This is a genomic window from Aeromonas sp. Y318-3, from assembly GCF_027706185.1.
Taxonomy (GTDB): Bacteria; Pseudomonadota; Gammaproteobacteria; order Enterobacterales; family Aeromonadaceae; genus Aeromonas; species Aeromonas veronii.
The window spans coordinates 143,966-168,172 of record NZ_JAPDCN010000001.1 but is presented as its reverse complement, the minus strand read 5'-3'; the positions used below and the strand labels follow the sequence as shown (position 1 = coordinate 168,172).

At 58.5% G+C, this 24,207-nt stretch carries 22 protein-coding genes; 13 read left to right on the top strand and 9 right to left on the bottom strand.

What is annotated here, in order from left to right:
* Positions 1-7: 7 nt before the first annotated feature.
* The 5 genes from OKB77_RS00860 to OKB77_RS00840 are packed head-to-tail and all read right to left on the bottom strand — an operon-like array spanning position 8 to position 3,377.
* Positions 8-1,627: a DUF7305 domain-containing protein gene (locus OKB77_RS00860; protein WP_064338638.1), complete on the bottom strand. Its 1,620-nt coding sequence runs from the start codon at positions 1,625-1,627 to the stop codon at positions 8-10.
* Positions 1,624-2,184: a PilW family protein gene (locus tag OKB77_RS00855; RefSeq protein WP_265776118.1), complete on the bottom strand. Its 561-nt coding sequence runs from the start codon at positions 2,182-2,184 to the stop codon at positions 1,624-1,626. Before OKB77_RS00855 ends, OKB77_RS00860 begins: the two co-directional genes overlap by 4 nt.
* Positions 2,178-2,570 carry a type IV pilus modification PilV family protein gene (locus OKB77_RS00850; RefSeq protein ID WP_005358533.1) on the bottom strand — a complete coding sequence of 131 codons (393 nt, stop codon included), beginning with the start codon at positions 2,568-2,570 and terminating at the stop codon, positions 2,178-2,180. Before OKB77_RS00850 ends, OKB77_RS00855 begins: the two co-directional genes overlap by 7 nt.
* Positions 2,567-2,986, bottom strand: coding sequence for a GspH/FimT family pseudopilin (locus OKB77_RS00845; protein WP_058059418.1), 420 nt, complete (start codon positions 2,984-2,986; stop codon positions 2,567-2,569). The genes OKB77_RS00850 and OKB77_RS00845 overlap by 4 nt, the downstream gene beginning before the upstream one ends.
* 1 nt (position 2,987) lies before the next feature.
* Positions 2,988-3,377 (bottom strand): type IV pilin protein, encoded by a 390-nt coding sequence (locus tag OKB77_RS00840; protein WP_005343572.1) that lies wholly within the window; start codon positions 3,375-3,377, stop codon positions 2,988-2,990.
* A 408-nt stretch (positions 3,378-3,785) separates the two neighbouring features.
* On the opposite strand from OKB77_RS00840, the gene OKB77_RS00835 reads away from it, so the two are divergent.
* On the top strand, positions 3,786-5,330 hold the full coding sequence (locus tag OKB77_RS00835) for a DNA-3-methyladenine glycosylase 2 (protein ID WP_199427604.1): 1,545 nt from the start codon (positions 3,786-3,788) through the stop codon (positions 5,328-5,330).
* Complete coding sequence (locus OKB77_RS00830) at positions 5,327-5,800, top strand: methylated-DNA--[protein]-cysteine S-methyltransferase (RefSeq protein WP_199427596.1); 474 nt, start codon at positions 5,327-5,329, stop codon at positions 5,798-5,800. Before OKB77_RS00835 ends, OKB77_RS00830 begins: the two co-directional genes overlap by 4 nt.
* 67 nt (positions 5,801-5,867) lie before the next feature.
* Here the strand turns inward: OKB77_RS00830 and OKB77_RS00825 are convergent, their stop codons facing one another.
* From OKB77_RS00825 to OKB77_RS00815, 3 genes are all read right to left on the bottom strand, one after another.
* Positions 5,868-7,727, bottom strand: coding sequence for a peptidase U32 family protein (locus tag OKB77_RS00825; RefSeq protein WP_199427595.1), 1,860 nt, complete (start codon positions 7,725-7,727; stop codon positions 5,868-5,870).
* Positions 7,728-7,824: 97 nt separating this feature from the next.
* A complete protein-coding gene (locus OKB77_RS00820; protein ID WP_139428824.1) occupies positions 7,825-8,433 on the bottom strand; it encodes a LysE family translocator in 609 nt (202 codons plus the stop codon).
* A 126-nt stretch (positions 8,434-8,559) separates the two neighbouring features.
* The gene (locus OKB77_RS00815; protein ID WP_199427594.1) at positions 8,560-9,501 is read right to left on the bottom strand and encodes a LysR family transcriptional regulator; all 942 of its coding nucleotides are present in this window, start codon (positions 9,499-9,501) and stop codon (positions 8,560-8,562) included.
* A gap of 226 nt (positions 9,502-9,727) precedes the next feature.
* Between OKB77_RS00815 and OKB77_RS00810 the strand changes: the two genes are divergently transcribed.
* From OKB77_RS00810 to OKB77_RS00760, 11 genes are all read left to right on the top strand, one after another.
* Positions 9,728-10,816, top strand: coding sequence for a ketoacyl-ACP synthase III (locus OKB77_RS00810; RefSeq protein ID WP_139461889.1), 1,089 nt, complete (start codon positions 9,728-9,730; stop codon positions 10,814-10,816).
* 252 nt (positions 10,817-11,068) lie between these two features.
* Positions 11,069-12,283 carry a methyl-accepting chemotaxis protein gene (locus OKB77_RS24030; RefSeq protein ID WP_201932885.1) on the top strand — a complete coding sequence of 405 codons (1,215 nt, stop codon included), beginning with the start codon at positions 11,069-11,071 and terminating at the stop codon, positions 12,281-12,283.
* A gap of 9 nt (positions 12,284-12,292) precedes the next feature.
* A complete protein-coding gene (locus OKB77_RS00800; protein WP_005338778.1) occupies positions 12,293-12,661 on the top strand; it encodes a response regulator in 369 nt (122 codons plus the stop codon).
* A gap of 13 nt (positions 12,662-12,674) precedes the next feature.
* Positions 12,675-13,001, top strand: coding sequence for an STAS domain-containing protein (locus tag OKB77_RS00795; protein WP_064338645.1), 327 nt, complete (start codon positions 12,675-12,677; stop codon positions 12,999-13,001).
* Positions 13,002-13,023: 22 nt separating this feature from the next.
* A complete protein-coding gene (locus OKB77_RS00790; protein WP_150390342.1) occupies positions 13,024-15,234 on the top strand; it encodes a chemotaxis protein CheA in 2,211 nt (736 codons plus the stop codon).
* A 10-nt stretch (positions 15,235-15,244) separates the two neighbouring features.
* On the top strand, positions 15,245-17,170 hold the full coding sequence (locus OKB77_RS00785; protein ID WP_265776120.1) for a HAMP domain-containing methyl-accepting chemotaxis protein: 1,926 nt from the start codon (positions 15,245-15,247) through the stop codon (positions 17,168-17,170).
* Between the two features lie 12 nt (positions 17,171-17,182).
* Entirely contained in the window at positions 17,183-17,752 is a 570-nt protein-coding gene (locus OKB77_RS00780) for a chemotaxis protein CheW (RefSeq protein ID WP_043822812.1), read from the top strand.
* Between the two features lie 43 nt (positions 17,753-17,795).
* The gene (locus OKB77_RS00775) at positions 17,796-19,550 is read left to right on the top strand and encodes a methyl-accepting chemotaxis protein (RefSeq protein WP_064338648.1); all 1,755 of its coding nucleotides are present in this window, start codon (positions 17,796-17,798) and stop codon (positions 19,548-19,550) included.
* A 56-nt stretch (positions 19,551-19,606) separates the two neighbouring features.
* On the top strand, positions 19,607-20,410 hold the full coding sequence (locus OKB77_RS00770; protein ID WP_064338649.1) for a CheR family methyltransferase: 804 nt from the start codon (positions 19,607-19,609) through the stop codon (positions 20,408-20,410).
* A 3-nt stretch (positions 20,411-20,413) separates the two neighbouring features.
* Entirely contained in the window at positions 20,414-20,905 is a 492-nt protein-coding gene (cheD, locus tag OKB77_RS00765; RefSeq protein ID WP_064338650.1) for a chemoreceptor glutamine deamidase CheD, read from the top strand.
* Positions 20,902-21,960 carry a protein-glutamate methylesterase/protein-glutamine glutaminase gene (locus tag OKB77_RS00760; protein ID WP_005338795.1) on the top strand — a complete coding sequence of 353 codons (1,059 nt, stop codon included), beginning with the start codon at positions 20,902-20,904 and terminating at the stop codon, positions 21,958-21,960. Before cheD ends, OKB77_RS00760 begins: the two co-directional genes overlap by 4 nt.
* Before the next feature lie 98 nt (positions 21,961-22,058).
* Here OKB77_RS00760 and pnp read toward each other — a convergent pair whose 3' ends face one another.
* Positions 22,059-24,206 carry a polyribonucleotide nucleotidyltransferase gene (gene pnp / locus OKB77_RS00755; protein WP_005338796.1) on the bottom strand — a complete coding sequence of 716 codons (2,148 nt, stop codon included), beginning with the start codon at positions 24,204-24,206 and terminating at the stop codon, positions 22,059-22,061.
* Between the last annotated feature and the right edge of the window lies 1 nt (position 24,207).

The following is a 24,207-nucleotide window of genomic DNA, read 5'->3' as shown; positions in this document are numbered from 1 at the left end:
ACCAGCCTCATTGCACAAAGTGCCACTGCCGCAGTGCCAGCGTCGGAGGCGGCCCCTGATCGTCCCCCAGATCTGCCATGCCCAGCGCCTCGTCGTAGTGCACACCGCCAGCACCGCTCTCGGTCAGGTGTTTTGCCCGCACCGCCCCGTACAGCCCGCCACTACCGCTGATCTTCATCTCGGTCAGCGGGGCATAGAGGGCGGCATAGAGCGGGGTATTGCCCGACAGCTTGATCCCATCCTTGCCGCTATACGCGGAATAGAGGGAGATAGCAGGCGTACCGCCAGTGGTCAGCCCCTGCTTGGCTGCCGTCACCTCGGCACCGGCCCCGAGATCGACCTTGCCGCTGACGATCAGGGTCAGGCTGCTCCCCTCGCTCACCGTCAACTTGTTGCTGCCAGTCATGGTGAAATCCTTGTCGATCAGCAGCACCACATCCCCCTTGATGGTGAGACTGGCATCGGCCCCCATATTGAGGCTGTCGAGCTTGTAAACGGTCTGCTCCTTGCCAAACAGCTCCCCCTTGCCGGGTAGCGGCAGGTCGGGCTTGTGCTGGTTGCTGCTGGTGACCGAGCCAGTGGCAGGATCCGTGGTCAGCACCATCTGCTGGGTGGCGCCCAGCGTCAACGGGCCATTCAGCGGCAGATTGGCCAGCTTGGGAGAGTTCGGCAGCGCGGTCACATTGAGCGGGTCACACACCTGCCCGGCCACGGGTGGCAGCTTGGGATCGTTGCGATACTCGGGATCCAGATACTTCTGGTTCTCCTGATCTTTAAAAAAGCCAGCACCACCATAACTGAGTTTGCCGCTGTCGATACTGGTACCCCAGTCCATGGAGACATTGCCATTGACCGCCACCTGACCACCGATGCGCCCCCCTTTCAGGGTCAAACTGCCGCTCCCTTTCACATTGCCGGAAACCCGGACAATCTTGTCCGAAGAGGGGGAGATAATGACGTCGCTCCCGGCATTCACGTTGCCGGAGATGGGAGAAGATCCGTTCAGGGTCACGGAGCCGGTCGCCCGTACATCGCCCCAAATTGGCGAATTGCCGTCGAGCACTACATTGGCCTTGTCACTGACGGTCGCCACCTTGGCATTCTGCTTAATGTTGGTGCCGCCATATTTGCCCTTGCGCGAATCGTAGCTGTCGATAAAACCGCTACCGGAGAGGCTGAGCCCTTCGCATGCCACCACCGAATCCTGAAAGATGAGATTGCCGGGCTCGCGCTTGAGGGCAAACAGCGCATTAAGGCTGGCATTTCCCTCCAGATAGCGGCCATGGCTCTGCAACGCCAGCTTGCTCCCGGCGGAGGCATCCAGCTGATCTATGCTGAAGCGGCTGCCCGCCATGGCCCCTTCGCCCTTGCTTGGCACCTTCTGCACCAGTTGAGCCCACTCTATCCGTGGTTCAGCGCCAAGGGCCTGATGCAGGGCTCGATAACTCTCGTTCATCCCCTGTTCGGCACTGAGCTGTGCATTGATCTTCTTGTGAAAATTGCCGCTCAGGCGAGTCTGCAACTGGTTCTCCTGAATGCTGGTAAACACCAGCAGACTCGACAACAGGCTCACCACCAGCACCACCAGCAGTACGGCTCCCCGCTGCCCCTGCAATCCCTTGTTCATCCCGCTCCCCCTGCTGTGGCGTTGGCACCGGATGTGGACAACGCTGCCGCCCAGACCGCCTTGCGGCGGGCCACCTGCACCTCTACTCCCGGTGCCAGATAGCTGGGCAGCCCTTCGGGCAAGATGCGGATATTGACCAGTGCACCCTGCTGGCCGAATTCAAGATCCTGAAGATGGGCCAGCAACAGGCGCGGGCCATCTCCGTCATCGCAACTGAGTACCGGCGGCGTGAAGCGGTACTGCTCGGTAAAATCGGCGGTTTTCTGGTTGCCAAGGCAGGAGAGCACCTGACTGCCCCCCTCTACCTTGAAGGCCAGCGTCAGGCGATCAGGGGTGACGGCTATCAGCTGATCCGCCTGCTTGATGCTGTTGGTAAAGGTGAGAGTGGCAAAGCGCAACACCTCGTTCGCCTGCTCCAGCGCCTTGCTCTGCTCGACCGTGCTCTTGATCGGGGCGTAACCGGCAAAAATCGCCAGCATCAACATAAGACCGAGCACCATGGAGATCATCAGCTCGACGAGACTGACGCCTCGTTGCCGTGAGGGGACGTTCAGCATAAAGGCGGAAATCCTGCGTTCAGCTCCACCCGCTTGGCGCCGGAGACCCGCTCATCCTGCCACTCGATAGCGACCACAAAATTGTCGCTATAACGGTTCGGTAGCACCAGCCGGTGGCCATCCTGCAGGGTGAAGCGGGCAAGAAAATCGGCCTGGGTGAACCGCTCGGGCTTGCGCTGCACTTCACACAGCGAGCTCCAGATCTGCTCCACGCTGTTGCTCGCCTCGATCGTGGCCAGCGTGCTCTGCAAGCTGTAATGCGCCTGCTGCAACGAGACTACCTGCCCCTTGGCGAGACCGAGAAACACCATCACCGCTAACACCATGGAGACCATGATCTCCACCAGATTGAAGCCCTGCTGGCGGGCAAGTGCGGCGTGTCTCATGAGCAGCTCCCTTGCAGCAGCTGGCCGCTCGGGGCCACGCAGAGCACCCGCTGCTCACCTAGGCGATTGGCCAGAGTGATCTCGGCGTGGCTGCTGCTGCCGGTTGGCGCGATCTGGATAGGGTCAAACGGCTTGATCACCACACCGCCAGCAGGTGCTGCCGCCTGACGCAGCAACTTGCTGTCAGCCATCACCTCCCAGCCACCGTTCTCGGTGCCCTGCAGTACCACCGGCAGGGTCAGCTTGACCGCTTCGCTGCGGGCAAAGCGGTAGGCTGAAGCGAGTTCGGTCGCACTACGATCGAGCCGTTCAGCCGCGAGGCGCTGACTCATGGAGGGCAACCCGACCAATAGCAAGATGGCGGCGATGCCGACCGTGATCATCAACTCAATCAGAGTAAATCCGCGCACATTCATCTTATGATCCCCAGCAGTCATGGCGATTGGCCGCGCGATAACCGGTCTGATCGAGGGTCAGTGTGCCGCACTCATCCTGTTGACGCGTCGTTGGAATGGCTTTGAGCAGGTAGTCGCCAGCATCTTGCTGGCTGTAGCTGAACTGGTAGAAATCCGTGTTGGAAGGGGTGGCAAACGTGTCGGGATAACGGCCCTGTTGGGTATAGATACGTTCGAGGGCGAGCGCCTGCTCCAGCAATTGCTGTTGCGCTTCGTAACGACGTCCCTGTTGCAGATAACCCTGATACGCTGGCAACGCGATGGCCGCGAGAATGCTGACAACCGTCATGGCGATCAACAACTCGATCAGACTAAACCCCCGGCAATGGGGCCATGCCTTACAGTCGTTCACTTATCATCCTTGGCAAGTGTTGTTATTGGTCGGCCCTGGGCCGCAAATGCGATGACTTAATAATCATCAAAAATTAACTGACTCGATTGAACAACACAAAATCGCCACACTCAATGTAAAAAAGATAGTTATGTGATCTGTTATTAATTTTTAAGCAGTTTTCGCCGCCACTAATCTCGCTAAGCAAATAAAGCTAGGCCAATCGTGCCTACGAACCGTCCGTTATGATCCCTTCTGTCGAGCCGAGACATATGAATAACAGCGTGACGAAGAGTGAAACCCGGCCGTGCAATGAAAGAGTAAAAAAAACTTCGGCCAATTTTTGCTATCCCTGTCCGTTTCTGGCTAGTCACAGCCCCTGAGCCCCCTTACTCTCTTGCCATCTATTCCAGCAAAGCCGCCAACACCATGAATGCAAAGCCAAGCCCAGAGTCGTCACAAGATGAGGTGATCAACACCCTCAGCCGTGAGCAGTGTCACGCCGCACGGCTCGCCCGCGATGCTCGCTTCGATGGCCGCTTCTTTACCGGCGTGCTCTCGACCGGCATCTACTGCCGGCCAGTCTGCCCGGCACGGCCACCGCACGAGCACAATGTGCGCTACTTCCAAAGCGCCGCGGCCGCTGAGCAGTATGGGCTGCGACCCTGCCTGCGCTGCCGCCCAGAGCTGGCCCCCGCCGCCCGTGGCGATCTGCCGGTTGAACTGGCACGTCTGCTGGCGCGCATCGATCGCGGCGAGCTGGCTGAGGGCACGCTCGCTGAACTCGCCGCTGAGGCAGGGATCAGCGAACGCACCCTGCGCCGCCAGTTCGAGCAACATCTAGGCGCCTCGCCAAAACAGGTGGAGCAAACACGCCGCCTGCTGCTTGCAAAAAGGCTGCTGACCGAAACCGGGCTGCCCATCACCGACATTGCGTTTGCCGCCGGATTTGCCAGCATCCGTCGCTTCAATGACGCCTGGCTCAACGCCTACGGACTGGCCCCGCGCACCCTGCGCCAACAGGAGCAGCACGATGACGCGCCAGAGCACATGAGTGCGCAGCCGCGCGGCGCAACCCTGACGCTGCAGCTGCCCTACCGCCCCCCGTATGATGTGGCGGCCATGCTGGCGTTCTATCGGCTGCGGGCGATCCCCGGGCTGGAGCGGGTAGATGGCGAGGTGTACGAGCGGCGCTACCGGGTAGGCGATCAGGTCGCGCTGGTGCGTATCGCGCAGGGCAAGGGGCACAGCCTGCAACTCACAGTCCATGATCTGCCGCTCGCAGCGCTGCCCGATCTGCTCTACCGGGTGCGCCGGATGTGGGACCTCGATGCCGACATGCAGCGGATCGGCGATCGGCTCGGTCAGGATCCGCTACTGGGCCGTTTGCAGACACGCTGGCCCGGCGTACGGCTGCCGGGAGGCTGGGACGAATACGAGGTGATGCTGCGCGCCATCGTCGGCCAGCAGGTCTCGGTCAAGGGAGCAATTACCATACTCGGGCGACTGGTGGCACGCACCGAGGCACAATTCGGGGTAACGCAATTGCCGACCCCCGCCCAGCTGTGCGAACTCGATCTCGACGGTATCGGCATGCCCGGCAGCCGCATTCGCACTCTGCGGGGAGTGGCACAAGCACTGGCCAGCGGTGAGCTGACCCTCACTACGGCCAGTGACGAGCAGTTGCTGGCGCTACCGGGTATAGGCCCCTGGACGGTCTCGTACTGGCGGCTGCGCTGCGGGCTCGATACCGATGCCTTCCCCGCCTCTGATCTGGTGCTGCAAAAAGCGCTGGGGGGTGGCACCAAGCTGCCGGTGAAGGAGGTGTTGGCGCAAAGCGCCGCCTGGCAGCCGTGGCGCAGCTATGCGGCAAGCTGGCTGTGGCACGCCATGAGTGAAGCGCCCAATTTGCTGCTCCATGCCACCGGCAACGAACAACAGCCAGATAACCAACCACAGGAGATAACCCCATGATCCGCTACGATATCCTGCCGACCCGCTGCGGCAATCTGCTGGTTGCCATCAACGAGTATGGCTTGGTGCACGTGGACTTTGTGGCGGGCCTGCGGGCACTGCCCGATATGAGTGGCTGGCAGCAAGATCACGAAGCGCTGGCTCCCTTCCTCGCCGAATTTGACGCCTATTTTGCCGGTCGCTTGCAGCGCTTCTCCCTGCCCCTTGCCGCCCGTGGCACAGCCTTTCAGCAGGCGGTATGGCAAGCGTTGTGCGACATCCCCTACGGCGAGACCCGCAGCTACAGCGATATTGCCCGCGCCATCGGCAAACCCGATGCGGTGCGGGCGGTGGGTGCGGCGAATGGCCGCAATCCGCTCTCGATCATCGTCCCCTGCCATCGGGTGATCGGCCAAAACGGCAGCCTGACCGGCTATGCGGGGGGATTGGAGATTAAAAAAGCACTGCGGGCGCTGGAGAGGGGCAATTAAAGGAGTCTGAGTAGAGCACCTGCGATAAAAAATGCCCCTTTTCCAGATGGAGAAAGGGGCTCATTGATCAGCGTTTCAGGCTGCCCATCACATGCATTTCGCAGCGGTTACAGTCAAAACGCAGGCGGAAGGTGTCTTTACCCATCTTGAGTTCCAGCGGCTCGGCCTTGAGACCTGGCACCTCGTTCGGGCAAAGGTTCTGGCTATAGCGGATGCAATGCTTGGTGATCATCAGCACCACTTCCCGCTCCTCCTTGTTCGCCTCATAGGCGGGAGCAATGCGCTCTACCCCGTGCTCACGGAAGAACTGTTCGGCCGCGCTGTTCAGCACATTGCCAAGGTAGGAGAGACGGTGCTGGGGATAGTTGATATCCCGCAGGGCGATACGTCGCTCGGGGCGCTGGTAGCTGGCCACCCGCGCCGCCTCCAGCGCAGCGATGCCATCCCGGCGCAAACCGTTGAGCTGTGATGCGGCGATAAATAGCGGCCTCGTTACTGCCAACTCAATCTTGCGCGCCACAAACAGGGTATTGCCGAGTTTGCCAAGCTGATCACGCGCCTGTTGCAGCGCCCGCTCCGGGTTGTCGGCAGGCTGTTTGTCGCAAGGCAGGGTCACCGCGGCGCTGATGCCCTGCTCGTCGGTGAGCGTGAGGCGCAATCCCTCATCACACTCTGCCAGCACCATATCGACCCGGATGCGGCGATCCGCGCTGGCCTTCTCCAGCATCTTGCTGAACGCCTGATCGTGGTTGCGGTAGATTTCGGTGCCCACCTTTAGCCCCGGCATGCGTTCTGACAGGAGTAACTGCTTACCTTCGACCTTGTTGAGACGCATCCCCACCAGCTCGTTGTTCGGCTTGAAGAAGCCCAAACCGTCGCCGTTGTTGAGGGTGACCGGTTTGCCATCAATCTCGATACCGTCACGGGTCACCTTGGTGACACGCCCCAGCGGTTCGCCCACATATTTCGGGCTTTTGGTGGAGTCGATACCCTGCTGGCGACCATGGAGGAAATAATCGGTGCTGCCGCGGTTGAAACTTTTCTTGGGGTCAGGCGTGAAGCTGTAGCTGCAACGACCTGCCGAGGCGGCCACCAGATCGGAGCGGCTATCCAGAATGGCGTCCAGCTTCTGGCGATACCAGGCGGTAACGTTCTTGACGTAGTCGAGCCCCTTGAGTCGCCCTTCAATCTTGAAGGAGCGGATCCCCGCCTCGATCAAGGCCTCCAGGTTGTCGGTCTGATCCATATCCTTGAGCGACAACAGGTGGCTGTCGGCCACCAGCACTTCGCCATCCGGCTTTTGCAGCGAGCAGGGCAGACGGCAGAGCTGGGCACACTCACCTCGGTTGGCACTGCGACCGGTACGGGCATGGCTGATGTTGCACTGGCCGCTGTAGGAGACACAGAGCGCGCCGTGGATAAAGAACTCCAGCTGCACATTGGTCGCTGCACTGATCTCGCGGATCTGCGCAAGAGACAGTTCGCGCGCCAGCACCACCTGAGAGAAACCCACATCCTGCAGAAACTTCACCTTCTCCGGCGTGCGGTTGTCGGTCTGGGTACTGGCATGGAGCGCGATGGGAGGCAAATCCAGCGCCAGCAGCCCCATATCCTGCACGATAAGCGCATCGGCACCGGCTTCGTAAATTTGGTGGGTCAGCCGCCGGGCCTGCTCCAGCTCATGATCGTGCAGCAGGGTGTTGAAGGCGACAAAGACCTGGGCGCCGAAACGGTGGGCGTGACGTGCCAGCGCTTCGATATCCTCGATGGAGTTGCCCGCCGCACTGCGGGCGCCAAAGGCAGGACCGCCCATGTAGACGGCATCGGCACCATGGTTGATGGCTTCGATGCCGTAGGCGAGGTTCTTGGCCGGAGCCAGCAGCTCCAACCGGTTGTTGTGGCTTAACGGGTGCTTGTTCTGGTGCATGGTCTCGGGATCAGGGCGGACAGCAAATGGGCGCTACTCTAGCCCATTCACCGCCTGCGTGCCTTGATCCCGCTTAAGGTATCCGCAAAATGCAGGATTAGATAACCACCTTGAGTGCCAGTCCCAGCAGCACCAAGCCGCTCACCTTGTCGATGACAAAGGATTTGGCTTTAAGCCACGCCAGCACAGGCCCGCGCGAGAGCACCAGCGCCACCAGCACGTACCAGACGGCATCGATCCCGCCAGCGGTGAGCATCATGATGCCCCCTTCGCTCCAACCGGTATCGGCCCGCACAAACTGGCTGAACAGGGCGATGAAGAAGACCGCCAGCTGGGGATTGAGGAAGGCCACCATAAAACCTTCAAAGGCCCCTTGCCGACCACGCAGCTGGTGCACCTCTTCACTCGCTTCACCACTGGCTGGTTTTGCCAGCAGGGCTTTCACCCCGAGCCAGGCAAGAAACGCTGCACCGCCGTAGCGGATAAGATCAAACAAGATCGGGGTCTGGGTGATCAAAATGGAGAGGCCCAGTGCGGTAACCAGCGCATAGATACCAACCCCGAAGCCATGACCGAGCGCAGTGGCGACGCCGTGCCCCTGCCCGCCCTGCACCGTGTTGCGGATGATCAGCGCCAGACTCGGCCCCGGGCTGATGGCCCCCATCACGCAGATTGCGGCCAGTGCCAGCCAACTCGTCAGTTCCATGCTTTTCCTCTTTTGTGTTCGATATGATGACCTGCACTCAGGGTACGGGCTGAGCCATTATGCCAGTAGTGAAAGTTATGAATAGATTCCATAACCAATGGCTATGGTGCCACACAACTGACTGGGCTAACCGCCGAGATCGAGCAGCTTGTGACTCTCGCCAACGGTGCGTTGCAGATGATCCCGCAGGAAGGGGTAGGCCAGCTCGCGAAACCAGCGGTGGGCCGGATCCTGATGGTGGCGCTGATGCCACAGCAGATGATACTGCTGGTCGCGGGTAGCAAAGGGCAGATCGACAAAGGTGAGCTCATGGTCGCAGGAAAGCTGCCAGGCGATATGGGCCGGGGTGGTCATCAGGCAATCGGTGCGCAGCAACACCTCCACTGCCGCCTGAAAGAAGGGGACTCTGGCAAACCAGCGCCGACTCAGTCCCTGCGGCGCCAATACCTGCTCCACCGGGCTGTCCTTGTCGCCACCGCCACTCACCTGCAGGTGAGGCCAGGCGAGATAGTCATCGAGATTAAGCGTCTTGCCTGCCAGCGGGTGATGACATCCCATCAGCACCGCCAGCCGATCTTCCCCCTGATGCAGACCTCGGATCTGCTCCGGTACCTGCTCGGTGATGGTAGAGACCAGATCCAGCTCGGACTGCCACAACTGCGGCAGCTGACGCTTGTCCCACAGGCTGTACTCCAGCGCCGCCAACGGCGCCTCTTTGGCGAGCGCGGCACAGATATCGGGCAGGATATGCTGGGCCACATAATCGGAGGAGGCGAGCCGAAATACCCGCTCGCAGCGGCTAGGGTCAAACCCGGGGGCCTCGTAGAGCCGCTCCAGCGCACCGAGAGAATCCGCCAGCTGGGCGGCCAGCGCTTCGGCACGCGGCGTCAGCAGCCAGCGTTGCCCCTCCCGCACCAGCAACTCGTCATCAAACTCGTTGCGCAACTGGGCAAGCTGCTTGCTGATGGAGGGCTGACTCAGGTGCAGCAGCTCGGCGGCGCGGCTGATATTACGGGTCTCCAGCAGCACCTTGAGGGTCGGCAACAAGTTGAGATTGGCTCTGAGCAAGGAGATCCCCTCATCGGTGGTGAAACGCTTATCTTAGGGCAGAGGAGTCCCGCGTTTTAAGCAAAATTTCCAGCCATGCTCAGCACGTTGCAGCCCTTTGCGACCAGATGGCACAGCTGAGCCCCCCGCACATAACCATGACCACAAGATGACAGTGGTTGTCTCGTACGGCATAATTGCACGATTTTCCGCCCGCGGGCGATCCACTTTGAGAAGCGGTAACAAGATGAAATACGCCAATATCACCGGCTGGGGCAAATGCCTGCCTCCCTCCGTGCTGACCAACGACGACCTCAGCACCATCATGGATACGTCAGACGAGTGGATCTATCCGCGCACCGGCATCAAGGCCCGCCGGATCTCCCATGTCAGCACCTCGGATCTCGCCACCCTGGCCGGTCGCCGTGCACTGGCCTGCGCAGGTCTGGAAGCGAGCGACCTCGATGGCATCATCCTGGCCACCGCCACCCCGGACAACCTGCTGCCAAGTGCCGCCTCTGCGGTGCAGAAGAAGCTCGGTGCCGTCAATGCCGCCGTGTTTGATCTCAATGCTGCCTGCACCGGTTTCGTCTATTCCCTCTCCGTCGCAACCTCGCTGGTGCAGACCGGCATGATGAAGAAGGTGCTGGTGATCGGCGCCGAGCGCCTCACCTACCTGCTGGACTGGGCGCGCCGCGATACTGCCGTGCTGTTTGGCGATGGTGCCGGTGCCGTGGTAATCGAGGCGAGCGAGCAGGAGTGTGGCCTGATCGCCAACAAGCTGGGCTGTGACAGCGAAGCGCGGGAGATCCTGCACGTACCAAACTTCGGTACCGATCGGGTGCGTTTTGCCGATATCGATGGGCTGTTCACCTTCAACTTCGAAGGGCCGGAGATCTTCAAACGCGCCGTGCGCGGCATGGGTGAAGCCACCAGTACTGTGCTGGCGCAGGCCGGTATTGCACCGGAGCAGGTCGACCTGATCGTTCCCCATCAGGCCAATATCCGCATCATCGAGACCCTCGCCAAACGGATGAATGCGCCGATGGAGAAGGTGATGGTCAACATCGAAAATTACGGCAACACCTCCGCCGCCACTGTGCCCATCGCCCTGTGTGAAGCGCTGGAGCAGGGGCGCGTCAAGCCGAACTCCTATCTACTGACCGCCGCTTTCGGTGCCGGCCTGACCTGGGGTGCCGCCATCATCAAGTGGGGCGATCGTGTTACCCCTATCAGTAAGTGCGAGGCTGAACTGCCACCGTGCGACCAGAGCGCGCTGGAACTGATTGCCCACGCCGTAGAAGGTTGCCAGAAGGCTCACGCCAACGAGGCTTGATCCTCATCAGGAGCCTGAATCCTCAGGCTCCTTCTCTCCTTTTCATCCCCACCTGGCTCTTCCCCCACTTCGCAAGCCGCTTGATACGGCAATCGCTGATACAAACAACTCCGATTTGCAGCCAATTAATTTTTTTCCGCTAACCTTATTGTGCCAACTATAAATAAAGAAAAGAGCGTCAAGGGGCACCATGACTGTTTCGGTCCTGCGCCTTTACCTCTTACCAAATAATTGCACAGGGATAAGCTACGTATGGCACAACACAAAAGTGGCGTGAACACACCGCTTTGGGAACCGGTTTGCTGGATTTGCTGCATCGGGCTTGCTCTGCTGAGCTGCCTGTTGCTGCAGCTTGCCGATGCGCTGTCACCTCTCTACCTGCTGCTCAATGTGCTGGTTGCCATTGCCGCCGCGCTCTGGACATCAAATCACTTCCACCAGCACACACACCGACATCGTGCAGGAGAGGAACAAACCGTCGCGACCGATCCTCTCGCCCACTCCATCATCGGGCTCGAACAGGTGTGCGAGAAGGCTCTACCTATCTGGTCCCAGCAAATTGAAAGCTCTCGTCAACAAACCGAAGCCGCGATGATTGACCTGACCCAACGCTTCAGCGGCTTGGCCAACAAGCTGGAGGAAGCAGTCAATGCTTCTCATCTGGCAGCCGGAGAACTGGGTGATGCCAATTCCCGTGGCATGGCAGGAGTCTTGAGCGAGAGCCAGCAGCAGCTCAATGAGGTAGTGGCCATCCTGCACTCCGCCCAGGCCAATCGGGACGCCATGCTGGGTGAGATAAAAAGCCTGACCACCTACACCATAGAGCTCAACACCATGGCCATGGATGTGGCCAAAATCGCCTCACAGACCAACCTGCTGGCCCTCAACGCCGCCATTGAAGCGGCTCGCGCTGGGGAAGCTGGTCGTGGCTTTGCTGTGGTCGCTGATGAAGTGCGCAACCTCTCCCGCCTCTCCAGCGAAACCGCCCAAAAGATGACCGACAAGGTAGACACCATCAATACTGCTATCGGCCGCGCCTTCCAGATTGCCGAAAATGCTGCCGCACGGGATCACGCCTCGGCGCTCAATTCGGAGCAGACAATTGAGCAGGTACTGGCCCGTTTTCGCCATGCCACTGACAGCCTGGCGGAATCCGCCTCCCTGCTGCAAAACGAGAGCACCGATATCCATCGCGAAATTTCCAGCGTCATTGTCTCGCTGCAATTTCAAGACAGGGTCAGCCAGATCCTCAGCCACGTCAGACAAAACATGGAGAGCCTCTCCAGCCATCTGGTTGCTTCGGAGCAGAGCAGCAATGCGACAGGGCCAATCCAGATCGATGCCAATCGCTGGCTGGCAGAGATGGAGCTCTCATACGCCACCGACGAACAGCGCAATATTCACCATGGTCGCACCACCCGTTCTGTCAACGCGCAGCCAAGCAGCGCCGACATCACATTTTTCTAGGAGAGAGATATGGGCAAAACGATCCTGATCGTGGATGACTCGGCAACTATTCGCCAAGTCGTGGGCATGACCCTCAAGGGCGCCGGTTATGAGGTCATGGAAGCCTCTGACGGCAAAGATGCGCTCAACAAACTTGATGGCAAGAAGATCAACCTGATCATCAGTGACGTCAACATGCCGAACATGGATGGCATCACCTTCGTCAAGGAGGCCAAAAAGCTGGCCAACTACAAATTTACCCCTGTCATCATGCTGACCACCGAATCTCAGGACAGCAAGAAGCAGGAGGGACAAGCCGCAGGAGCCAAAGCCTGGGTGGTCAAACCCTTCCAGCCCGAACAGATGCTTGCCGCAGTCGCCAAGCTCATCATGCCGTGATCCGGAGCGCATCATGCAACTACAGAGCGAGCTACTCGACAACAAGGTAGTGGTGACCATGCCGGACGAGATCACCATTTATACAGTCAGCGAGCTGAAAGATGCTCTCTCACCCTTATTGCATCAGGGGAACGAACTGGAGCTGAATCTGGCAACGGTATCCGAGATAGACAGCGCCGGGCTGCAACTGCTGCTGGCAGCGAAGAAAACCGCTCTGCAGCAGGGCACCTCCCTGGCACTGGTCTGGCACAGCCATGTTGTGCTTGAACTGCTGGAGCTCTGCCAGCTCTCGGCCTTTTTTGGCGACCCCACCCTCATCACCCATGGCGAACGGCCCTGAGCCACCATGACAAGGAGTCACCGTGAGCATCGATCTTGATCAGGCTTTACAAACCTATATCGCCGAGGCACGCGAGTTGCTTGAAGAGATGGAGTCAGCCCTTCTATCACTGGAATCTGACCCTGACAATAGCGAGCTGATTGGTGCCATCTTCCGTGCTGCTCATACCATCAAGGGGTCGGCTGGCCTGTTTGGTCTGCAACCAATCGTCGGGTTTACCCATATCGTCGAGGATCTGCTCGACCAGATCCGCAATCAGCAGCTCACCGTCACCTCTCCTCTGATCAAGGATCTGCTGGAGAGCTGTGACCACATCCAGACGCTCATCAGTGTCGTTGCAGAGCAGGGCAGCACGTTAAGCGAGGGCGATGCCAACCAGGATGAACGGCTGAGGCTCACCCTCACCCGCCATCAGTGCGTCCCCCATGCCACGCTGCCAGATACTGTGCATACGCCGGAACCCAAGATCGAAAAAGAGGGAGGAATTACCAGCTCCGCCTCCCTGTGGCATATCTCCCTGCGTTTTGGCCCCGATGTGCTGCGCAATGGCATGGATCCGGCCGCATTTCTGCGCTATCTCGGCACCCTCGGAACCATATGTTCAGTGGAGACCATCCATCAGGCGCTACCAGATTGGGAACAGTTCGATCCGGAGAATTGCTATCTCGGCTACGAGATAGACTTCGACTCGCAGGCAGATAAGGCAGCCATCAGCGATGTCTTTGAATTTGTCAGAGATGACTGCCAGATCACCATCTTGCCGCCCCACAGCAAGATCGCCGAGTTCATCAACCTGATCGAGTCACTGCCGGAAGATAGCGCCATGCTGGGGCAGTTGCTGGTCAACACCGGCGCCCTGACTGCAGAGGAGTTAGCCAGCGGTCTGCAGGCACAACAAGCGACCCCGGCAGAACAAGCGCCCAGACTCGGAGAAATCCTGATTGCGCAGGGTGCCGTCAACGAAGCCGTCGTCGATGCCGCCCTGAAAAAACAGAACCAGACCAAGGAGAGCAAGAGCAAAGAGGGTCGTTACGTCAGGGTGCATGCCGACAAGCTGGACGATCTGATCAATCTGGTCGGGGAGTTGGTAGTCGCCAGTTCAGGAGCCAATCTGCTGGCCCAACGCACCCGCGAAAGCCAGCTACAGGAAGCCACCTCGGTCATTGCCATGCTGGTGGAAGAGATCCGCGACAGTGCACTGCGCCTGCGAATGGTGCCTATCGGTGATACCTTCAACCGCTTCCAACGGGTAGTGCGCGATGTCAGTCAGGAACTGAACAAGGATATCACTCTGGTGATCTCCGGAGCTGAGACCGAACTGGACAAGTCGGTGGTAGAGAAGATCGGCGATCCGCTGATGCATCTGGTCAGAAACTCGATGGATCACGGCATCGAATCGGCAGAGCAACGGCTGCTGGCAGGCAAATCCCCCCGTGGCACCCTGAATCTCAATGCCTATCACGACTCCAACAGTATCGTCATCGAAATTCGGGATGACGGTGCAGGTCTCAACAAAGCCAGGATCCAGCAAAAAGCCATCGAGCGCGGTCTGATCAGCCCAACCACCACGCTGACGGATCAGGAGATATACAACCTGATCTTCGAGCCGGGGTTCTCTACCGCCGAGGCGATAACCAACCTCTCCGGTCGCGGGGTGGGCATGGATGTCGTCAAACGTAACATCACTGCCCTACGCGGCACGGTCGATCTGGACAGCATCCCGGGAAAAGGAACCCGTGTGCAGATCCGCCTGCCGCTTACCCTTGCCATCATCGACGGCTTCCTAGTGCGAGTCTGCGACACCCACTACGTCATTCCCCTCGATATGGTGATCGAGTGCGTTGAATTGACCCAGAGTGCACTGGCCGATACCCAGGGTCGTAATTACATCAATTTGCGTGGCGAGGTGCTGCCCTTTATCCGCCTGCAACACTACTTCGATACCAATGGCAGCAAGGGGCGGCGCGAGAACATTGTCGTGGTCAGCCACGCAGGCAAAAAATCCGGACTGGTGGTGGATGAACTGCTGGGAGAATTCCAGACCGTCATCAAACCGTTGGGGAAATTGTTCCAGCGCCTGCAGGGCATTAGTGGTTCAACCATTCTGGGGGGGGGAGAGGTCGCCCTGATCCTCGACATTCCTTCGCTGATCCAGCACGCAATCACTCAGGAATCCTGTCAGCTCAACAGGTTGACAGTGTCGCGCAACCTGCCTCAATCCAGCATCAACTGAGGGGACCATCATGTTAAAAAATTCCACCATCAAATTGCGTCTTATTGTACTGCTCTGCATGCTCTGCCTACTGCTGCTAGCCGTTGGCAGCCTCGGGTTATACAACATGCAGAGCAGCAATACCGGGTTGCAGCGCGTTTACAACGACAGGGTGGTTCCCCTTAAGCAGCTGAAGACCATCTCCGACAGCTATGCCGTCTCGATCATCGACAACCTCAACAAGGCCAATGCGGGGCTGATCCCGGCAGAAGAGGCTTTGAAGCAGATACAACAGGCACAGCAGACAATTAAAAACGAGTGGCATCACTACCAGTCCACCACCCTCACACCGGATGAACAACGCTTGTCAGCCGAGGCGACAACCCTGTTCAACGCGGCCGATACCGATATTGGCAAGCTGGAGAAATACCTCGCCACCCAGCACGGCATGATTACTGGCATGCTGAACACTTTTGACGGTGCCCTCTATGGCTCCATCGACCCGATAGGCAACAAAATCACCGAGCTGGTCAACCTGCAGCTCAATGTGGCCAAGTCGGAATATACCGCAGCGCAATCCTGGTATGACGTGATGCTGATAACCATGGCGGTGGTTATCGCGGTCGGCATCGCACTCGCAGCCTGGTTTGGCACCCTGCTGATCAAAAGCATCATCACCCCCATCGAACAGGCTCTACGCGTGGCCAATAGTCTGGCTGAGGGCAATCTGGATGTATCGATCCAGATAGAGTCCAACGATGAAGCGGGTCAGCTCTTGATGGCGATGGATAACATGGTCAAGAAACTCGGTGCCTTGATCACGGATATCGAAACGCTGGTTACTGCCGCTGTCGAACAAGGCGACTTCAGCCACAAGATTGCGCTGGAGGATCGTCAGGGCTACATCAAGCGGGTATCCGAGCTGCTGAATCGCCTCTCCCATGTGACAGATACCAGCCTGGAAGATGTGATGCGCATTGCCACCGCGCTCTCCAAGGGTGACCTGACCCAACGGATCGATGAGCCCTATCCAGGAATTTTCGGCCAGACCAAAGACGGCCTAAATCGGACCATCACTGCACTGACCAATATCATCGAAGAGGTACGCAACGCCGCCGACAACCTGACCAATGCCTCCAATCAGGTGAGCAATACGGCGCAGGCATTGAGCCAGGCCACCAGCGAGCAAGCAGCCAGCGTTGAAGAGACCAGCGCCTCTATCGAGCAGATGAGCGCCAGCATCAATCAGAACACCGAGAACGCCAAGATCACCGACAGCATGGCCAGCAACTCGGTGCTGGAGGCCACCGAAGGGGGCCAATCCGTTCAACAGACGGTGACCGCCATGCAGCAAATCGCCAAGAAAGTCAGCATCATCGACGACATTGCCTACCAGACCAACCTGCTTGCCCTCAACGCCGCCATTGAGGCGGCTCGCGCCGGAGAGCATGGCAAAGGCTTCGCGGTGGTTGCTGCCGAGGTGAGAAAACTGGCAGAGCGCAGCCAGATCGCAGCACAAGAGATTGGCGAGCTCTCCTCCGACAGCGTCAGCAAGGCAGAGCGGGCTGGCAACCTGCTGGAGAGGATCGTCCCCTCCATTCGCAAGACCTCTGACCTGGTACAAGAGATCAATGCCGCCTCAGGCGAACAGGCCAGTGCAGCCAACCAGATCAGTCTGGCCATGAACCAGCTTAATCAGGTGACACAGCAGAATGCAGCCAGCAGCGAGGAGCTGGCAGCCACGGCCGAAGAGATGAGTTCACAAGCCAGCGAACTGCAGCAAACCATGGCCTTTTTTGCTCTGGAGAAAAGTGCGCAGCTCAACACCAGGCCCCATGAAACCGGCCACAAGGGCATGCCTCCCAGAGGCAGTTTCATCGCCCCTCCACAACGGGCCAGCCAGCCCAATCAACCATCATCCCATTCCATTGATGACGCGGATTTTGTCCGCTTTTAACCGGAGGCGACCATGCATACATCCACCGACATCACGGTGCCATCAGCGGCCGCTGACGAGAGCAGTGGCGATGCCCAGTACCTGACATTTCTGATCAACAACGAGATGTTCGCCATCAATATTCTGGGGGTCAAAGAGATCATCGAATACGGCAATATCACTCCGGTTCCAATGATGCCGGGTTTTATTCGCGGCGTAATCAACCTCAGAGGAGCGGTAGTGTCGGTCGTAGACTTGAATGCCCGCTTTGGCAATGCACCTTCGGTCATCACTCGCCGCAGTTGCATCGTCATTATTGAGGGGATGGCCCCGCAGGGCGATGAACCTGTAGGTCAGGATATTGGCGTTGTGGTGGATTCCGTATCGGAAGTACTGGGTATCCCACAAGCAGATATCGAACCCCCACCCAGTTTTGGTGCCCGCATCCGGGCCGATTTCATCAGCGGCATGGGCAAGGTCAACGGAAAATTCGTCATCCTCATCGATACCGGGAAAGTGTTGTCACTCGATGAGATGGCTCAACTCAACGAACTGGCCCAGCCACAGGCAAGGTTGCCACAAGGCAACCTGCAACCCTCCTGAACAGGCCTCCATACTCCACGACATGCAGCATAAGGAAACGCTCATGACCCAATCACTCTTAGGAAAACTCTTCGGAGACAATGCCACCGAAGTGAGGCAGCGGACCCAGTTACTCGACGCAATCGGCCAGCTGCAACACGCAGTCCTGGCAGAGCAGGTTCCAGCACCACTCGATCTTTCCGGTATGGATAGCCCCTTGCGTGAAGTAGGACATGCCATCAACGAGGTGGTCACCTTGCTCAGCGACAAGCTGGAACAGAGCCGCAACGACATTAAAAAGAACCAGGTGCTGCTCCATGAGAACCAGCTGGTTCGCAAAGCACTCGACTGCGCCAGCACCAACGTGATGATTGCCGATACCAACCTCGACATTATCTATATGAACGAGGCAGTGACCGGCATGCTCAATCAGGCCGAGACCGACATCAAGAAAGAGCTATACAGCTTCAACGCCAATCAGCTGATGGGCGCCAACATCGACAGCTTTCATAAAAATCCCGGCCATCAGCGCGCCATGCTGGCCAAACTCAACAGCACCTACCGCACCCAGATACAGCTGGGGGGGCGCACCTTCTCCCTGATCGCCAATCCGGTCTTCAACGATACCGGAGAACGGTTGGGATCCGTGGTCGAATGGGCCGACAGAACCAAGGAGGTGATGATAGAGAAAGAGATGTCCGACATTGTGCAGGCCGTGATCAATGGCGAGCTGCACCGCAGGATGGAACTTGCTGGCAAGAGCGGCTTCTTTCAGGCGATGGGAGAAGGGATCAACCAGATTGCCGAAGTGATCGACAGCACCCTCAACGACGTCATCCGGGTCGTGCAATGTTTGGCAAAAGGTGATCTGACCCAACAGATTGAGGCGGACTACCCTGGCGTGTTTGGCACCACCAAGGATGCGCTCAACAAGACCATCGCTTCGCTCACCAACATCGTCACCGAAGTGCGCGGCGCCTCTGACAACCTCTCCAGTGCCGCCGAGCAGGTAAGCGCGACCGCCCAGTCGATCAGCCAATCCAGCAGTGAACAAGCTTCCAGCATGGAGGAGACCAGCGCTTCCATCGAGCAGATGAGCGCCAGCATCAACCAGAATACCGACAATGCCCAGGTCACCGATGGCATGGCCAGCAAGGCAGCCAAAGAGGCCGTAGAGGGAGGAGAAGCGGTCAAACTGACTGTGGATGCCATGAAGCAGATCGCCAGACGGATTGGCATCATCGATGACATCGCCTACCAGACCAATCTGTTGGCACTCAACGCAGCTATCGAAGCGGCGCGGGCAGGCGATCACGGCAAAGGCTTTGCCGTAGTGGCGGCAGAAGTGCGCAAACTGGCCGAACGCAGCCAGGTGGCAGCACAGGAGATTGGCGAGCTGGCCTCCAGCAGTGTCGAGATGGCGGAAAAAGCAGGTCGCCTGCTCGATCAAATGGTGCCCTCAATCAACAAGACCTCGGATCTGGTTCAGGAGATCAGTGCCGCTTCGGTTGAGCAATCCACCGGTGTCAGCCAGATCAATCAGGCCATGAACCAGCTGAGTCAGGTTACCCAGCAGAATGCCTCTTGCAGCGAAGAGCTGGCTGCCACAGCAGAAGAGATGAGCAGCCAGGCTGAACAGCTGCAGCTGGCCATGGAGTTCTTTACCCTGGAGGCCCACACCAAAGAAGGTAAAGCAGCCACCTCGCATCTTCACCCCAATACCCGAGGTCGCTTTATGAACGAGAGCACGGCCAACAGTCGGGAACGAGCCACCACAGTCCAACGCCCCACGGGCGATGGCGATTTTGTCCGGTTCTAGTCACGGGAGAGGCGTTGCCTCTCCCATCTCCGACAACACAGGTAGAGGGATAGTTTTTGTATCAAACCCAGCTGCATGATGATGAGTTCTCCCGTTTCCAACGCTGGCTTCATCAAACGGCGGGGATAGAGCTGTCTCCGGCCAAGAAGGCGCTGGTAGCCAGCCGCCTGGCGAAGCGACTCTGCCACTATGAGCTGGATAGTTATGACGACTACTTCCAGCTCATCATGAACGATCGCAGCAGCGAACTGCAGCTGGCGCTCGATCTCCTTACCACCAACGAAACCTACTTTTTCAGGGAGCCCAAACACTTCGAGTTTCTGACGCGGGAGATAGTCTCAACCCTCCCGCCAGAGCAATCGCTGCGAGTCTGGAGTGCCGCCAGTTCATCTGGCGAGGAGCCCTACAGTCTGGCCATGACCCTCGCGGAAAAACGCAGCACCTTCAACTGGGAGATCCTGGCCTCCGATATCTCGTCCCGGGTACTGGAACAGGCGATGAGCGGTCGCTACCCCATCGAGCGGGCGCAAAATATTCCACTGCCCTTTTTGATGAAATATTGCCTCAAGGGTGTGGGCCTGCAGGAGGGCATCTTCATCATCGATCGCAAGTTGCGGGACAAGGTGCAGTTCATGCAGATCAACCTCAATCAGGATCTGCCAGACATCGGCATGTTTGACGTCATCTTCATCAGAAACGTGATGATCTACTTCAACAAGGAGACCAAAGGGCAAGTTTTGCAGCGGCTGGTACCCAGACTCAAACCCGGTGGCTACCTGCTGGTGAGCCACGCCGAGAGCCTACATGGCCTGCACCACGGCCTGCAGCTTGTCTCTCCTTCCATCTATCAGAAGAGATAAGTCATGGCACGGGAGGTGATCCTGCAACCAGGAGAGCTCTTCTTTGGCAAGGAGGATGTGGTGGTCAGAACCGTACTGGGCTCCTGTATTGCCATCACATTGTGGCATCCGGAGCAGAAACAGGGAGGAATGTGTCACTACATGCTGCCAAGTCGGCGCAATCCCTCAACCAAGCTGGATGGGCGCTATGCCGATGAGGCCCTCGCCTTGCTGCTGCAAGCGGCCAGTCACTATCCCGCCCCTATCCATGAATATGAGGCCAAGTTGTTCGGGGGTGGCAACATGTTTACCGAGCCTCAATACGCACAGAGCGACAACAATGTCGCCGCCAAAAATATTCAGGCAGCCTGGCAGCTGACCCGACACCTTGGCCTTGATATCAAGGCTCATCATCTTGGCCATAGCGGCCACCGAAGCTTGCTCTTTGAGCTCAGCAACGGCAGTGTCTGGCTCCGCCATCATCGTCTGCCACATCAACGGGAGTCGCGAGAATGAAGCAGATCCGGGTCATGCTGGTGGATGATTCCGCCGTGGTCAGACAGGTATTGCAAGCAGTGCTGGAGCAGGAGCCTGATATCCGGGTGATCGCCACGGCATCGGATCCCCTGTTTGCACAGGAAAAACTGAAGAAAGAGTGGCCTGACGTTATCGTGCTCGATGTGGAGATGCCCCGTATGGATGGCATCACTTTTCTCACCAAGATCATGGCAGAGCATCCCACCCCGGTGGTGATCTGCTCCTCCCTCACCGAAAAGGGGGCCGAGACCACCCTGCAGGCAATGGCTGCCGGCGCGGTGGACATCATCACCAAACCGACCATGGGGATAAAAAGCTTTCTGCAAGAATCTGCCCACGACCTGGCGATGGCGGTACGTGCTGCGGCCCAGGCCAACCTCAAGCGCGTGGGCAAGCCCTCATCTGTGCCGGTCAGCACCAAACTCAACGCGGATGCCATGCTGGCGCCCAACCAGCACGCCATGGCACAAACCACAGAGCGGCTCATCGCCATCGGCACCTCGACCGGCGGCACCCAGGCGCTGGAAGCCGTGCTGACTGCCTTGCCCCGGGTCAGCCCCGGCATTGTCATCGTGCAGCACATGCCGGAAAAATTTACCGCCATGTTTGCCGAACGCCTGAACGGGGTCTGCCAGATAGAAGTACGGGAGGCGAGAAACAATGACCGGGTGATACCGGGGTTGGCGCTGATTGCCCCCGGCGGCAAGCATATGCTGCTCAAACGCAGCGGTGCCTACTATCACGTCGAGGTAGTCGACGGGCCGCTTATCAACCGCCATCGCCCCTCGGTGGATGTGCTGTTTCGCTCCGTTGCAAAATATGCCGGCAAGAATGCCACCGGCATCATCATGACCGGCATGGGGGATGACGGAGCCCGGGGATTGCGCGAGATGCTGGATGCGGGTGCCAACACGTATGCCCAGGATGAGGCATCCTGCGTGGTCTTTGGCATGCCCAAGGAGGCGATCAAGCTGGGAGCCGCCCGCCATGTGCTCCCCTTACAAGAGATGCAGTACGCCATCCTCGGCAAGTAATCCCTTATCGCGCGTTTTGCCCATAAAAAAGTCCGGCTCCCATTGGGGAGCCGGACTTTTTACATCAACCGGAACCAATCCGGTATCAGGCGAGTAGATTACTCTGCAGCAGGCGCTTCTTCAGCGGCCGGAGCGGCGTCAGCAGCAGGTGCAGCTGCTTCGGTCGGGGCGTTCGCTTCCTTGATGGAGAGACGTACACGGCCCTGACGGTCCACTTCCAGTACCTTCACCTTGACCACGTCACCGATTGTCAGGTGGTCAGCCACGTTCTGCACGCGAGCATCGGTGATCTGGGAGATGTGTACCAGACCATCTTTGCCCGGCAGAATGTTGACGAATGCACCGAAATCGGCCAGACGAACAACTTTACCTTCATAGATGCGGTTCACTTCGATCTCGGCGGTGATAGCCTCGATGCGACGGATCGCTTCCATGGCGGCTTCGTTGGCCACGGCGGAGATACGTACAGTACCGTCATCATCCAGCTCGATGTTGGTGCCGGTCTCTTCGGTCAGCGCACGGATCACGGAACCACCCTTACCGATCACGTCCTTGATCTTCTCAGGATTGATCTTGATGGTGTGGATACGCGGTGCAAAATCGGAGATCTGGGCACGCGGAGCCTGGATAGCTTCATCCATCACTTTCAGGATGTGCAGACGAGCGCCACGAGCTTGCTTCAGCGCAATCTCCATGATCTCTTTGGTGATGCCTTCGATCTTGATGTCCATCTGCAGCGCGGTCACACCTTCGGTGGTACCGGCTACTTTGAAGTCCATGTCGCCCAGGTGATCTTCGTCACCCAGGATGTCGGACAGCACGACGAAACCTTCTTCTTCCTTCACCAGACCCATGGCGATACCGGCAACGGAGGCCTTGATCGGCACACCGGCATCCATCAGCGCCAGAGAGGAACCACAAACAGACGCCATGGAGGAGGAGCCGTTGGATTCGGTGATTTCAGAGACCACGCGCACCACGTACGGGAACTCGGCGGCGCTCGGCATCACGGCGGCAACGCCGCGCTTGGCCAGACGGCCGTGACCGATTTCACGACGCTTCGGGCTACCCATCATGCCGGTCTCACCGACACAGTATGGCGGGAAGTTGTAGTGCAGCATGAAGCGATCGGCACGGTTGCCGGTCAGCTCGTCGATGTTCTGGGCATCACGCTCGGTCCCCAGAGTGGCGACCACGATGGCCTGAGTTTCACCACGGGTGAACAGGGCAGAACCGTGGGCACGGGGCAGAATACCGGTACCTACGCTCAGGGCGCGGATCATTTCCGGATCGCGACCATCGATACGCGGCTCACCACGTACTACGCGACCACGAACGATGCGGCTTTCCAGGCTGTGGAACTCTTCGCCGATCTTCTTGGCATCTTCTTCCACACCAGAAGCGATAACTTGCTCAACCACACGACCCTTGATGGCAGCGATGGTTTCGTAACGAACAGCCTTCTCGGTGATGCGGTAGGCTTCACCCAGTTCGGCGCTCGCCAGCTCGGCAACCTTGGCTTTCAGCGCTTCGTTGACGGCAGGCGGAGTCCAATCCCACGGCTTGGTGCCGACGGCAGCGGCAAACTCGTTGATCGCATTGATCACGGTCTGCATCTGCTCGTGACCGTACACCACGGCACCCAGCATTACCTCTTCGGAGAGGATGGCCGCTTCGGACTCAACCATCAGTACCGCGTTGGCAGTACCGGCAACCACCAGATCCAGATCGCTCTGCGGCAGTTCGGTGGTGGTCGGGTTCAGCACATACTGACCGTTCATGTAACCCACGCGAGCAGCGCCGATCGGGCCGCCAAACGGGATACCGGAGATGGCCAGTGCAGCAGAGGCACCGATCATGGCAACGATGTCGGGGGATACGGCCGGATTCACGGACATTACGGTCGCAACGACCTGAACCTCATTGAGGAAGCCTTCCGGGAACAGCGGACGAATAGGACGGTCGATCAGACGGGAGATGAGGGTCTCGCCTTCGCTCGGACGGCCTTCACGACGGAAGAAACCACCCGGGATACGACCAGCAGCATAGGTACGCTCCTGGTAGTTGACGGTCAGCGGGAAGAAATCACGGCCATGATCGGCCTCTTTCTTGCCGACTACGGTCACAAATACGCAGGTATCGTCCATGCTGACCATAACGGCCGCAGTGGCTTGACGGGCCATCACACCGGTTTCCAGAGTGACGGTGTGTTGACCGTACTGGAATGACTTTACAATAGGATTCACG